The sequence below is a fragment of the Dysgonomonas sp. PF1-14 genome (assembly GCF_029892965.1).
Lineage (GTDB): Bacteria > Bacteroidota > Bacteroidia > Bacteroidales > Dysgonomonadaceae > Dysgonomonas.
Map to the genome: position 1 here is coordinate 68,930 of NZ_JARXWN010000015.1, position 13,333 is coordinate 82,262.

The following is a 13,333-nucleotide window of genomic DNA, read 5'->3' on the forward strand; positions in this document are numbered from 1 at the left end:
TTTTATTTCAGATTGAAGATTCATCTTCAGATAAAGATTGCTTTTGCTTGCGGACTGACACAAAAATGTAAATGCACAGACCAATAATACTTAGCACTGAAAGGAACCAGCCTACTTGCTGTGCCACAGTGCCGTCATAATACACTTCCACACTTCCCGAACGGTCTGCGTGTATCTCTACCAATCCGTTGTTGCTTTCACTCACCGGAATGGTCTGATCATCCAGTGTAGCAGTATATCCTTTATAGTAAATAAGCGGAAGCTCTAACATTCCGGCATTATCCGATGTCAGGTTGAGGCGTGTATATTTCCCGTTTCTATCAAAACCTGAGACATTTATTGTATCCTCTCCGCTAAGAATGAGATCCCCTCTTTTTTCGATAAAATCGACCGAAGGTACTTTTACGGGAAGGTACTCCGCTCCACCCATATTATACGCGTTTGCCGGTTGCGGCACATTTTCTTCTATCGAATTGTAACAACGTACTTCTTTATATATCCGGCTGTCGTTGGCCATTACTACCAATATCATTGCCACCACCATACACAGGGCGATCAATCCGCGTTTATTCGACTTTATCAGTAGTGACAGATAATATGCTCCTGCCACTGCAAAGAAGAAACTTGAAAATTCATAAAATCGCCAAGGCATTTGTATAAAATCGAGTAAACTGAACGGGAACACACTCCAAGGAATAAAAGGCATGGTAAGCACGATGTAGAAAAGCCCAATGAGTACACCAATATCTGCCATTCTCAGTTTGTCCGACCTGCCACTAACGAACAGGCGTAAGGCAATAACACAGGTCAGCAACAAGCCCGTTCCCGGTATGAACAACTGGCGTGGCTGAATAACCCCGCCAAACATTCCCCAGATAATCCAGTGATAATCGAGCGACATATCGCCTGCCTTCATCATTATATTTTTACCGTTGTAGTAGAATGTATTGGAAAACATCTGTTCGAGCATCGGAAACAGATAGTAACTCACGATAAGTAAAGTGACTACACCTGCAATTACAAGAGAGCGGATTCGTTTAGGCTCTTTTATCAGCGGTTTATAACAGATAATAAGTATGATCAGCATGGTAAGGAACATCAACACCGAAGATATCAGGTGCGTGAATATTACAAGGCTGTAGCCGATAGCCAGTATATACCATTTGCGATAGTTGCCGTTTATAATTTCGTAAAGTCCCCAAAAGACAATCGGAATAAATGTAAACGACAATGCCTCACCTACGGCTGCACGATGATACACATCCAGTATGCGGTAGACACAAAATGTGAATAGTAAAGCTCCTGCCGATGCAGTAAAGGTATTTTTATATACACGATTGATAAACATGTATGTAAATACTCCGCACAGCACAGTCGTAGTAAATATTATCGACTGGTAACCGAATTCGGCATTGGTAAGGTTACCGATAATAGCAAACGGAATAAGGATAACATCGGAATAAAATGCTTTGGCGAAATAACCGTAACCTGCCATTGCACTATAATCGAGATAGATAAGGAAAGGGCTGATCTTTAGTCCGTCCATCAGCGCCATCAGCCGCCTGTAATGGAAAAAGAAATCGTGACCGGGACACAGCGGCCGGTACAACAGCATCATAGCCAGTGTAAGGATCACAAGCACAACGAGGAACAACCAGAAGTGGCTTTTCCTGTTAGCGGCTATTTTGCTTAAAAGAAGTTCGATTTTCCCCATCCTTATATTTTATTCTCTTCTCTTCCAGACAATAAATACTATCAATACTAAAATGGCAATCATGGATATATAGAAAGTCACTTTCTGCATTGTTGTTCCTGCATACCATGCTTTTACCTCTCCCGAACGATTGACAGGCACAGCAATAAGCCCTTTGTCGCTCTCTTCAAAATATACCTTTTCACCGTTCAATGTAACGGCATAGCCATAATAATAGAGAAGCGGTAATATCACCGTATCGGTACGATTAACCGAAATATGAAGCGAAGTAACATTATAGTCACGTTTCAGATTTGTTACCTCCGTATCTTCATTCCCCGTTTCTGCAACCTCGCCTCTGTCGCGTATATATTCTATATTCGGCAAACGTGCCGGAAAATATTCTCCACCAATGGTATGATACCTGTTACCAAAGGCCGGCTGCTCGCTGGTGGTGACATTTCCTTCTATATTTTTTGGAAAAAGTGTTTTAAAGTTTTCGCTGTGTATATAGGTTGTAATCAGTGTCGCCACAACGATAACGGCAAAAGCCGCCATGCGCTGCCTGCTCTTAGTCAGCAGCAAAGATAAATAGTATCCGCCCGCTATTGCAAAGAAAAAGGAAACAAATTCATACAATCGCCAAGGATATTGTATAAATGAAAGAATATTGAACGGAAAACGGCCCCAAGGGAAAATGCGGGAAGTGGCTATAATAAAAAGAATACCGATAACGACACCTATATCTGCTGCCCTGAGCCGATCCGTCTTGTGTCCTTTTATAAAAAAGCGCAGGAAGATAATGGAGGTAAGGATAATACCTACTCCCGTCCAAAGTATATTGGGATAAGCAATACCACTGACAAATCCCCACAGTAAAATATCGAAATCCACCTTACCGTATCCGGCACCGCCGCCCGGCGTACGGGCATCGAGATAGAACGAATTAGAGCTGAGCTGCTCCAATGTAGGGAAGATATAGTAAGAAGTGATGACCAAAGTAACCACACCCGCCAGCATCAGATAAGCGATGCGCTTAGGTTCTCTGATCAGAGATTTGCAGTAAACAAGTAATAGAATGAGCAGGGTGACAAACATCAGCACTGATGCTATCGTATGGGTATAAATCAGCAGGCTGTAACCTATGGCTAACACATACCATTTACGGTAATCGCCTTTAACTATATAATACAATCCAAGAAAAACGATGGGCAGAAAGGTGAACGAAAGCCCTTCGGATAATGCGCCCCGCTGATAAAAGTCATACAGACGGTAGACGGCAAAAGTATAAAGTAGAGAGCTTACAGCCGCAGCATACCTGCTCTTGAAGATTACCCTGACAGTATGGTACATCAGCACACCACACAATATGGTCATGGTGAACACCATAGCATCGTAAGCAAAGTATGTACTGGAGAAAACTCCGATGAAAGCGAACGGAATAAGTATGAGATCGGGATAGAATCCCTTGATAAAATAGCCGTATCCTTCGGCATTTACATAATCTATATAAACAGGATATGAACCATGCCGCAAGGCATCGATCAGCACATCTAGCCTACGGAAATGAAAGAAAAAATCGAAACCGGAATAAGACGATGACGGCCCGTTGCACCACATTGTAAACAATGTGAGAATAACCAGAATGGAAAAGAATATCCAGTATTGGTTTTTCCCGCTTTGTTCTATTTTATTTAAAATATTGTGCATAGAGCAAATTTAAATTTCCGGTAAAGATAATCAGAAAGATTTATTCGGACTTTTTTTAAGAGACATGAATTATTCTTTCCTATCTATTGCCTTCCATACTGACCATCCACTTAACAATATATACAAAGTGTAGAATACACATAAAACCTTTACGGATAAGAATGATTCACCTGATCGTCTGTCATAATCGAAAAAATAATTATACCATTGTGTTTTGTATAAGAGCGATTTCAATGGATCTTCCAACAGCAGCCACGTAACCATCGCAAGAGAAGATACAATAATCAGCAAAACCGTAAAGGACAAAACAGCTTTTACACAGGATTCCAGCGAAAATTCTTCACCGATACCCCTGACAAAGAAAAAATAGCCCAGAAAACCTGTCAAAATGGGATATAAGGATAAAAGCACAAGCCTATGATCGTAGCTCGGTGTATTGGAATAAAAATCTACAGCCTTAAACTCGAGACTGCAAATGAATGGATAGACTATTATAAACAGAAATAATAGCACAAACCTAAGTTTTGGGCTAATAAAAAACATATTAAAAAGTATATAGTCCTGTTATGAATTAGATTCTGTCTTCAAAAAGAGGAGAATAGAATTTACAAGTAGCATATATCCCCCCCTATGTCTGTTTTACCGGTATCTGTTCATCCCTTATTTCCCCCGAAAACACTTAACAATAGGGGAGATGTTAGAATAATCTATAAAACTACTTTATAGAAATGTTTGATTTGTGTGTGCGATAAAGTAGGTATAGCAAATATATCAATGTGCTTCCAGCCAGTTCTTTCCTTTTCCGCAATCGGCTTTCAGCGGTACAACCAGCTTATAGGCGTTTTCCATTTCTTCCATCACAATTTTTTGCACCTGTGGTAATTCGCTTTCTATAACATTGAAGTTCAATTCGTCATGTACCTGCAATATCATCTTCGATTTGATGTTTTCACGTTCGAAACGCTCGAAAATACGATTCATAGCCACTTTGATTATATCAGCGGCGCTTCCCTGTATGGGTGCATTTATTGCATTTCGCTCAGCATATCCGCGTACGGTCGTATTGCGGGAATTGATATCGGGCAGATAGCGTTTGCGTCCGAAAACAGTCTCCACATAATTCTTCTCACGAGCAACAGCGATGCTGTTGTCCATATATTCTTTCACTTTCGGATAAGTTTCGAAATAGCCGTCGATAAGTTCTTTGGCTTCTCCGCGCGGAATTGAAAGCCTTTCGGCCAATCCGAATACCGAAATACCGTATATAATACCGAAGTTAGCTGTCTTTGCCTTACGGCGCATATCGCCCGTAACTTCTTTTATCGGCAGTTTAAATATCTTGGCAGCAGTGGCAGCATGGATATCTTCCCCGCTGTTGAAAGCATCTACCATATTCGGGTCTTTGCTCAGATGTGCCATAATGCGCAACTCGATCTGCGAGTAGTCGGCTGAGAAGAATACACAGCCCTCATCGGCAATAAATGCTTTACGGATTTCTCGTCCCTGATCTTCGCGGATAGGAATGTTTTGCAAGTTAGGATTACTCGAACTTAGTCGTCCGGTAGCAGTCACCGTCTGATTATACGATGTATGCACCTTTTCATCGACAGGATTTACCAACAACGGCAGTGCATCTATATAGGTACTCAGCAGTTTTTTAAGTCCGCGATAGTCCAGAATCTGCCCTACAATAGGATGGGCTGTCTTCATGCTTTCCAGTGTTTCTTCACTGGTTACGTATTGCCCTGTTTTTGTCTTTTTAGGTTTATCTACAATTTTGAGTTTGTCGAAAAGCACTTCTCCTACCTGTTTAGCCGAATTGATATTAAATTCCGATTCGGCTGCTTTGAATATTTCCTGCTCTATATTCTGTAACTGGAGCGTAAGCTTTTTTGAATATTCTGCCAAAGCATCCGTATCGAGGCGTACGCCGGTATATTCCATATCTGCCAGAACATATATCAATGGCAATTCTATTTCGTACAGCAGCTTCTCCAAACCTTGTTTTTCAATGGCTTTTTCGAGTATTGCTTTCAGTTTCAGAGTCACATCGGCATCTTCACAGGCATAATCTTTTATCTGCTCGGGGCGCAGGCTGCGCATATTCAACTGGTTTTTGCCTCTTGCTCCTATCAGTTCGTCGATATGGATTGTCTTATAGTTGAGAAACGTTTCCGCCATATAATCCATATTGTGCCTCAACTCAGGATTGAGCAGGTAATGAGCAATCATGGTATCGAAAAGCGGCCCTTTCACGTGGATGCCGTACTTTTTGAGGACAATAATATCATATTTCAAATTCTGTCCTACCTTTTGTATTTTCTCGTCTTCAAAAAACGAACGGAATTGTCCTGCTATTTGCTTTGCCTTTTCAAAATCGGCGGGTACTGCGACATAGTAGGCTTCGCCTTCCTTAAAGGCAAACGACATACCTACCAGTTCGCTCGTAGTCGGATCTAGCCCTGTAGTTTCAGTATCGAAGCAGCAGGATTTTTCTTTTGCTATTTTTATCGCCAGATCTGCGATTTCATCGTCTTTCTCTACCAGATGATAAGTGTGCGGTATATCTTTCAGTTCCTGCAAACTCGAATAATTCACTGTTTCATTCGCTTGATTTGCTACAGGCAAAAGTTCAGCGAACAAATCGCCTTGTATTGCTTCGTGGGTAGTGGTTATCCGCACCGGATTTGCCGGACTACCGTCTTTCTTGAGTACGCGGTTGATAAGTGTACGGAACTCGAGTTCTTCGAACAATTCGGCTATTTTCTCAGCATTTATCTCCCTGCGCTTGTATTCGTCTTTTTTGAAATCGATAGGCACGTCTGTTTTTATTGTAGCAAGAAATTTAGAGAAAATGATTTGCTCTTTATTTTCTTCAAGGCGCAGTTTCAGTGTGCCTTTTATATTTTTTGTATTTTCGAGTAGATTCTCAATACTGCCGTATTCTTCGAGTAATTTTTGTGCAGTCTTTGGCCCAACTCCGGGACAGCCGGGTATATTGTCGGAAGCATCGCCCATCAGCCCTAACAGGTCTATCATCTGTTCGGGAGACGACAGTTCGTATTTTTCCATTATGGCCTTTGCATCGAGCGTATCAAATCCGTTACCTGCAAATTTGGGTTTGTACATAAATATATGATCGCTAGTGAGCTGCCCGTAATCCTTATCAGGAGTCATCATATATACATCGAATCCCTCTTTTTCAGCCTTTTTGGCGATAGTTCCGATCACATCGTCGGCCTCGTAGCGAAGCACTTCGAGTTCTTTGATATTGTATGCTGCTATTATCTCTTTAATAATGGGTACTGCAATACGGATATCTTCGGGCGTTTCCTGACGCTGTGCCTTATATTGCTCGTAAGCATCGTGACGGAAAGTTCCACCGGGCGGATCGAATGCTACGGCAATGTGCGTAGGATTTTCCTTTCGGAGCAACTCTTCGAGTGTATTCACAAATCCGAAAACAGCGGAAGTATTCAGCCCTTTGGAGTTGACTCTCGGACTTTTTATAAAGGCATAATATGAGCGGTATATTAATGCGTATGCGTCTAACAGAAATAGTTTCATCGGGATAATTTTTATAAAAACTGTGGAAAGTTACGGAAAAAGGGGGGAATTACAAAGCGGAAAAACAGACTATCATATCTTTTTCAACAATTAGTATAAGCCAATAAGTTGACCTTTATATATTTTCACTCCGTCACCTTCTTCCCCATAAAAAAAGCGCCATTGAGCTGATCTATAAACATCTCTATATTTTCCTTTTTGCCTCCTATCGGAATACCGAATCCTACAGCTCCGCCACCATGACGGCCACCGCCGCCCATACTCACCCCCAGAGCAAAGCCGCTACCGGCAACCTTGCGGCTGATGACAAATCGCCAGTCTGAGTCTTTCAGGTATGCTTTGTGAAAACTCCCACTATAAGCAATGTAAGGGATACCATCCACAACAACCGCATATACGTCTTTAGCCTTCACTTTCTTTTCCTTACCGGAGTTTTCGGGATCGGGTATTTTCACCTCTTTCAGGTCGTCACCATCTGCTTTAGTTACTGTAATAGGTGAAGAATTATCGGGAGTAAGCGATTTCAGCGATTTGTAATTATTATAGATTCCATCGGGAATATTCAGTTCGGTATAGAACGGAATACTGTTCCTTTCATACATATCTATATCCATCACCTGCTGCATGTCCAGTGCCTGTTCGTCTTCAAAGACATCATATGGCAGATTGTCTGTAATAAAAGAGACAATGGCATCGCCTGTAATAGTCCTGATCTTTCCGGCACTGCCATCAAGCAGGGTAGTATCCAGCGTATTGAGGAAATAGTATTTGTCGCCATCCATCTTATACAGCGTCATACGCAGGTGTCCCATGTTTTTCCCTTTTGTTTCCTTTGTGCCTTGTTCGAAAAACAAAACGCGCATCTGCACAGCCAGTGTTTTTGCATCTTCGGATGGAGACATCAGATTTACAATAGGTTTAAGCTGTTCTGCTATTGGCTCTTTTGCTGTAACCATCTGCAATCCATTCCAGATATCAACATACAATATTCCCATATCATCGGGGTTGGGGCGTGACTCTATATATTGCAGATTGCGATATTTACTGTCTGCTATCTCTCCATCGGGTATAGTAATCTTCAGGTCACTGTTTTTCTGGGCGTACGACCACCCGATAGACCATATTATAAGCACTGGAAAAATGAATAATCTCTTTCTCATAAATCTAAAGTTCTTTATATGATTGATGCTAATGTTAAAAAATACAATAAAAGTATTTTACTTTACGTATATACATTCAAATATATAAATAAATAACGCTAAAAGCCGAATTATTCTTAAATTTGCATTTCAACAAAAAAATGATATGGACAAGAAGCTGTTAATAGCTAAACCTGTAGCGGAAGAACTTAAGATTTTTAACTCCTATTACAAGGATTCGATTTTTTGTAATAATGCAAGGATTCAGGAGATAATAGATTATATTATGAAATCGGATGGGAAACGCATCCGCCCTACCTTGTTGTTACTAGCAGCTAAGGCCTGTGGAGAAATAAATAATGTAACCTACAATGCCGCTATCACGGTAGAACTGTTACATACAGCCTCCCTTATTCACGACGATGTAGTGGACGAATCGAAGATAAGAAGGGGGATGGCTTCTATAAATGCCATTTATGACAATAAGATGGCTGTACTTGCAGGCGATTACTTCCTGTCGACAGCTCTCATAAAAAGCGTATTGACCGGAAACATGGAGATTATCTCCAATATATCGGACTTAGGTCGCGACCTTGCCGAAGGTGAACTGAACCAACTCTCGCTTGTAAAAGAACTTATTCTCGATGAAGAGGAGTATTTTGAGGTGATAAAGAAGAAAACCGCTTCGCTCATGTCAGTCTGTATGCGTGTAGGTGCTATGTCGGTAGATGCTGTGCCGGAAGTGGTTGAAAAATTCACAAAACTAGGCGAGCTGCTCGGTCTTTGCTTCCAACTGAGAGACGATATATTTGACTATTTCACCAATGCTATAGGCAAACCTACTGGTAACGATATCCGCGAAGGAAAGGTGACTTTACCACTACTTTATGCTATACGGAATGCTCCCGAAAATGAACGTACCGAACTGCTGACAATCATCAATTCTTATAACTATACGGACGAAAATATACAGAAGCTGATCAGCTATGCCAAAGAGCATGGTGGAATAGAATATGCTTACCGTAAAATAGAAGAAATAAAATTGCAGGCGGAAGCGCTGATAGCCGAAGTGTCAAATACTGAGGTACGCGAAGCGTTGGAGGCTACGGTCGATTACATTGTAGAGAGAGCATATTAGTATGATAAAGAAAGTGTTATTGACGATAATATGTTCCGCTTCGGTTCTTCTGTTCTTAAGTTGTGGTAATCGTCAAGAAAACAGGGATATAGAAAAACACTTATCCCGAATAAATACCAATGCTTCATTCACGTTAGATACGATCAATACAGCCTCATGGGATTCCGTTTATGTCCTTTCTCCTTATATGATACCCGAATATCAGGACTTTAATATAACTATGACAGACGAAACCGATGCGGATATCAGCAATTCCATAGGAAATTCAGACCATATTTGTATTCTTTTATTCACAAAGAATAATACGCTCGTTAACTATGCTACAATAAAACGAGAGATTGCCGATTTCCATTCTTTAAAGAAATATTCTTCGAAACAACGGTATAGAATAAACTCAAGAAGAGAAGTATATATTGATAGCTTACAACAAGTTTATTAACAATCAACTATAACGCCCTGCCTTTATATACGTTCGAGTCTTCCTCACTGTACATATTACCCGAAAAGCTTATCCGTCCGCTATTGAAAGTAGAATTTACTTCAGCATTGCACCTGTTGCTACCATTTGGTATCCATATCCTTACCTCTGCCGATACGGCAGCTCCCTGCACAAACATACTGTAAGTTATATTCCCCTTTTTATCAGTATTTACCTTTATATTCGATACCATACCATCTACTGTAACGCCACCTATGCCGTTAGGCCCTGCATAGGGCGAATTGAAGGCCATCTGTATAGTAGCATGATCGCCATGTACGGAAATAAAATTCGTATTTGCATTTACATAGGTAAAACGCCCGTATTTGAAAGTAATACGATCGGCTTCGAGTACAAACTCACGATCGTTAAGGGCTTGTACAGCCTTATCGTGCCACATCTTTTCTTCGGCTTGTTTTGCCTGCTGCACCAATGGATCTTTCGCTTTACAACCACTCAATAATAAAATTATTGCGATAAATGAGAATACATACGTTTTCATATCCATCTTGTTTTTTAGAACTATAACAACCTGTGATATAAAAGGTTTAACAGATGAAGCTAAAAAACTGCAAATGAGAATTATAGTGTTACTGTAGACAGTAGCAGCACATTGTAAAAAGAGAAAGGATGGGATCTATTAAACTAGCGAAATCAACATCAGATATACAAATACTGCCGGAATGGCTAGTATAGTACTGTCGAAGCGGTCGAGAATACCTCCATGTCCCGGTATCATACCACCGGAGTCTTTTACCCCCAATGTACGTTTAATAAGCGACTCGAAGAGGTCGCCCCATGTACCGAAAGCCACAGTTACCGCAGCAAAACCAAGCCATGCGGGAACAGACAAGTTAGGATAGAAATGAGCAAATATAAGGGATGAAGCAATGGCTACAGTAGCTCCTCCGGCAAATCCTTCCCACGATTTCTTGGGAGATATGCGTTCAAACATACGGTGCTTACCAAAGGCCATACCTGTGAGGTAGGCAAAGGAATCGTTCACCCAAATAAAGACCAGCAGGGCAAGAATATACACATAGTGATAGCTTCCCGGTTCATAAGCAAATACCAGATAATTGGTTAGCGCCATCGGGCCGGCAATATATACCTGTCCTAAGAGAGAATAAGACAGTGATTGTATCGGGTTAGGGCGCTTCATATACAACTCGCTGATAAATAACACTATCAGATAGATGATATATGGAACGAACGCAATGACCGACGGGGTATGCACACAATAATAGAAACCACCCAAGAACAGGAAAAACCCGCCTAATATATTCAAAGGACGTATTACAGGTACTTTCGCATCTTTCTCCATCAGCCCGTAAAACTCGTACAGGCACAGAGCGGTAATAACTGAGAATATGATCAGGAAAGTATATTCATTAACGAGGATGCCTCCGAGCAACAAGCCTACAAATACGGCTCCGGCCAGAATACGGACTGCGATATTAGGTAATTTCAATGTGATCAGGTTTTAGAGTCTGTTTAAATTTTATAGCAAACTATTTATTGAGCCTATAATAAAAAATTTTCGCTAAAATTTAAACAGGCTCTTAGTTCTATGGGCAAAAATACTAAAAATCATTATACAACGTGTTGTATCCGACAAAAAAAGAGGCGATTCGCGAGAATCACCTCTTATGAAAATAATCGATGCTTTATTTCGGAGTATTTATTCCATTAAACTGTGCCTGCTTAACAGCCCAAGCCATGATATTACCAAATAATCTGCCATTTTCCACATCTCCACCTGACCAGTTTGTACGGGTTGTCGGGCGGAAAGTATCATCAAAAGCTAAAGGATAAGATGTCGCAGAAATAGTTCCACTACGCGATCCTGTATTTCCATTATAATTAGCAAACACCCCGCCTTCTCCTATCCAGAACAGATTGAAGTATTTATGCTTGAACATAAAAGGGTTTCCATCAGGGTCTCTGCTATATACGATGAGGTCTTCTTCGGGCATCCCGGCTATACTGATTGCTCCTCTGGTATCATTCCCCCAGAAGAGTCCTCTGATATCACCAAACGGGCCATTAAGTATTTCATCATCCATGAAGCCTATCTGATATCTTGATTCATCCTGCAAACTACTTGCCGAAACAGAAATACCCGGATATAAGGCCTCGACAAAGGCCTCCATCATATAACTTCTTTCCAGTGCCAATATAAGTACCCCTCCTGCTTTCAGGTAGTCTACCATATAGCCGGCGATTGTAGCCCTGTTCCCAGATGAAATAGCTAAGTCGAAACCGACCAGAACAATTTCCGGCTTGGAGTCGAACATCGCTTTTACCTGAGTAGGACTATAGGCAGAAGTACCGTCTAAAGTTTTATGATTGAATGTTTGAGTTTCAGAATGCCTGACTATATTTACTGTGCTGGTTTCATCCGTGCCGAAATTTATTTTGGCATCAGCTATTTTCCCACTTCCCTGTCCCGGTTGCATAATATAGCCGGCGGAATTTTCATAATATCCCCATCCGTATGTTACCTTGGTAGCCAATGATATTGTTACTGTAGCCTTGCAGGTTTCAGCAGTCTGCACACTGTTAGATGAGATAGTAAACACTTTGTTGTCGTAACTGTTTGGTGTACCATATCCTTGCAGGGATATAGTTTGCGGACTTGTATCAGCAAGCGTGCCCTGCCCCTTAAAGTATATGCCATCTATAGTGTTGGTTTCTATAATATAGGTTGCTCCGGCAGCAGCTGGATCAACATCTAATGTCACTTCTATGAAATTATCTTCGTCAAGTTCTTTATCCAGTTGGTACACGCCTTTCACTTCAGTTTTGTTACAAAGCATTGAGTAAATTGGTTTTTTCGAAGAGTCTTCTATTACGACATACAGAGGGGCACAGGCATCCAATGCTTTCTCGTTGAAGGTGATTTTAATGGGATCTCCGCTTTCTCCGGTAGGAGTAAAATTAATAGGAGTACCTGCCCCGGGGACAATAAGGGTATAATCTCCTGTTGCCATGAAAACCCCGGTAAAGGCAAAATAATATCCGTTTTCGGGATCGGGCATAGCCGTAATAGTATAAGCTCCCGCCTTTGTTACGGTCAGTTCAATACTCATGTAATTAGAACTGTTCAAAGGGACATCGTTCTGATATTGCCCCATAAATTTTAGTGTACTGCAATCATTTATTTCGGCTATTGCATTACCCATCTTGTTTTGCAAACAGTTCCATTCCTCACCGTCCCACTGGTTGAGACCTATACAGAGTTCTTCATCATCGTCTTCCACAAGGTTATATACAATAAGTCCTGTGTGAAGAAGCTTAGCATCGTTATATTCCTGTGCATTTGCGTCTATTTCGTCTTGTGTAACAAAAGGGAGAAGTTCTTTTTTCTTCACCAATTCTACACGCGGCAACAATAGCCCGCCTTTGTCAGCTGTAGCGACATCCAGATCTCCTGTCCTGTCAATAGTTTTGTCTTTGATTTGTAAAGTTGCATATTGCTCGGGGGGCTCGTTTTGTCCAACCGTCACTTGTGAGTTAAGATTTTGTATATTCCCGACCGATAAGATAATCAGGAAAAATACCAGAATTTGTGTTGTCTTCATTTTTTTACTTGAGTTTTTAGTTTG

10 protein-coding genes are annotated in these 13,333 nt (G+C 41.0%); 2 read left to right on the forward strand and 8 right to left on the reverse strand.

Translation table 11 applies throughout. The features are described 5' to 3' along the window. Nucleotides 1-7: 7 nt before the first annotated feature. The 5 genes from M2448_RS16145 to M2448_RS16165 form a co-directional block, all read right to left on the reverse strand. On the reverse strand, nucleotides 8-1,714 hold the full coding sequence (locus tag M2448_RS16145) for a hypothetical protein (protein WP_280647226.1): 1,707 nt from the start codon (nucleotides 1,712-1,714) through the stop codon (nucleotides 8-10). A 9-nt stretch (nucleotides 1,715-1,723) separates the two neighbouring features. After that, nucleotides 1,724-3,403 carry a hypothetical protein gene (locus M2448_RS16150; RefSeq protein ID WP_280647225.1) on the reverse strand — a complete coding sequence of 560 codons (1,680 nt, stop codon included), beginning with the start codon at nucleotides 3,401-3,403 and terminating at the stop codon, nucleotides 1,724-1,726. 69 nt (nucleotides 3,404-3,472) lie between these two features. Continuing rightward, the gene (locus tag M2448_RS16155) at nucleotides 3,473-3,916 is read right to left on the reverse strand and encodes a hypothetical protein (protein ID WP_280647224.1); all 444 of its coding nucleotides are present in this window, start codon (nucleotides 3,914-3,916) and stop codon (nucleotides 3,473-3,475) included. 258 nt (nucleotides 3,917-4,174) lie between these two features. Further along, nucleotides 4,175-6,970 carry a DNA polymerase I gene (polA, locus tag M2448_RS16160; RefSeq protein WP_280647223.1) on the reverse strand — a complete coding sequence of 932 codons (2,796 nt, stop codon included), beginning with the start codon at nucleotides 6,968-6,970 and terminating at the stop codon, nucleotides 4,175-4,177. A gap of 125 nt (nucleotides 6,971-7,095) precedes the next feature. Further along, nucleotides 7,096-8,130, reverse strand: coding sequence for a hypothetical protein (locus tag M2448_RS16165; RefSeq protein WP_280647222.1), 1,035 nt, complete (start codon nucleotides 8,128-8,130; stop codon nucleotides 7,096-7,098). 145 nt (nucleotides 8,131-8,275) lie between these two features. On the opposite strand from M2448_RS16165, the gene M2448_RS16170 reads away from it, so the two are divergent. Both M2448_RS16170 and M2448_RS16175 read left to right on the forward strand, forming a co-directional pair. Beyond that, the gene (locus tag M2448_RS16170) at nucleotides 8,276-9,247 is read left to right on the forward strand and encodes a polyprenyl synthetase family protein (RefSeq protein ID WP_280647221.1); all 972 of its coding nucleotides are present in this window, start codon (nucleotides 8,276-8,278) and stop codon (nucleotides 9,245-9,247) included. Nucleotide 9,248: 1 nt separating this feature from the next. Further along, nucleotides 9,249-9,686, forward strand: a complete 438-nt coding sequence (locus M2448_RS16175; RefSeq protein ID WP_280647220.1) for a hypothetical protein — start codon at nucleotides 9,249-9,251, stop codon at nucleotides 9,684-9,686. Between the two features lie 7 nt (nucleotides 9,687-9,693). Here M2448_RS16175 and M2448_RS16180 read toward each other — a convergent pair whose 3' ends face one another. The 3 genes from M2448_RS16180 to M2448_RS16190 form a co-directional block, all read right to left on the reverse strand. Next, nucleotides 9,694-10,227: a DUF4251 domain-containing protein gene (locus M2448_RS16180; protein ID WP_280647219.1), complete on the reverse strand. Its 534-nt coding sequence runs from the start codon at nucleotides 10,225-10,227 to the stop codon at nucleotides 9,694-9,696. Nucleotides 10,228-10,365: 138 nt separating this feature from the next. Further along, on the reverse strand, nucleotides 10,366-11,196 hold the full coding sequence (locus tag M2448_RS16185) for a phosphatidate cytidylyltransferase (protein WP_280647218.1): 831 nt from the start codon (nucleotides 11,194-11,196) through the stop codon (nucleotides 10,366-10,368). Between the two features lie 196 nt (nucleotides 11,197-11,392). After that, a complete protein-coding gene (locus tag M2448_RS16190) occupies nucleotides 11,393-13,309 on the reverse strand; it encodes a hypothetical protein (RefSeq protein WP_280647217.1) in 1,917 nt (638 codons plus the stop codon). Between the last annotated feature and the right edge of the window lie 24 nt (nucleotides 13,310-13,333).

Coding starts and splice junctions, on each gene's coding strand:
- M2448_RS16145 (WP_280647226.1), bottom strand. CDS start 1,714: ATGGGGAAAATCGAACTTCTTTTAAGCAAAATAGCCGCTAACAGGAAA.
- M2448_RS16150 (WP_280647225.1), bottom strand. CDS start 3,403: ATGCACAATATTTTAAATAAAATAGAACAAAGCGGGAAAAACCAATAC.
- polA (WP_280647223.1), bottom strand. CDS start 6,970: ATGAAACTATTTCTGTTAGACGCATACGCATTAATATACCGCTCATAT.
- M2448_RS16165 (WP_280647222.1), bottom strand. CDS start 8,130: ATGAGAAAGAGATTATTCATTTTTCCAGTGCTTATAATATGGTCTATC.
- M2448_RS16170 (WP_280647221.1), top strand. CDS start 8,276: ATGGACAAGAAGCTGTTAATAGCTAAACCTGTAGCGGAAGAACTTAAG.
- M2448_RS16175 (WP_280647220.1), top strand. CDS start 9,249: ATGATAAAGAAAGTGTTATTGACGATAATATGTTCCGCTTCGGTTCTT.
- M2448_RS16180 (WP_280647219.1), bottom strand. CDS start 10,227: ATGAAAACGTATGTATTCTCATTTATCGCAATAATTTTATTATTGAGT.
- M2448_RS16190 (WP_280647217.1), bottom strand. CDS start 13,309: ATGAAGACAACACAAATTCTGGTATTTTTCCTGATTATCTTATCGGTC.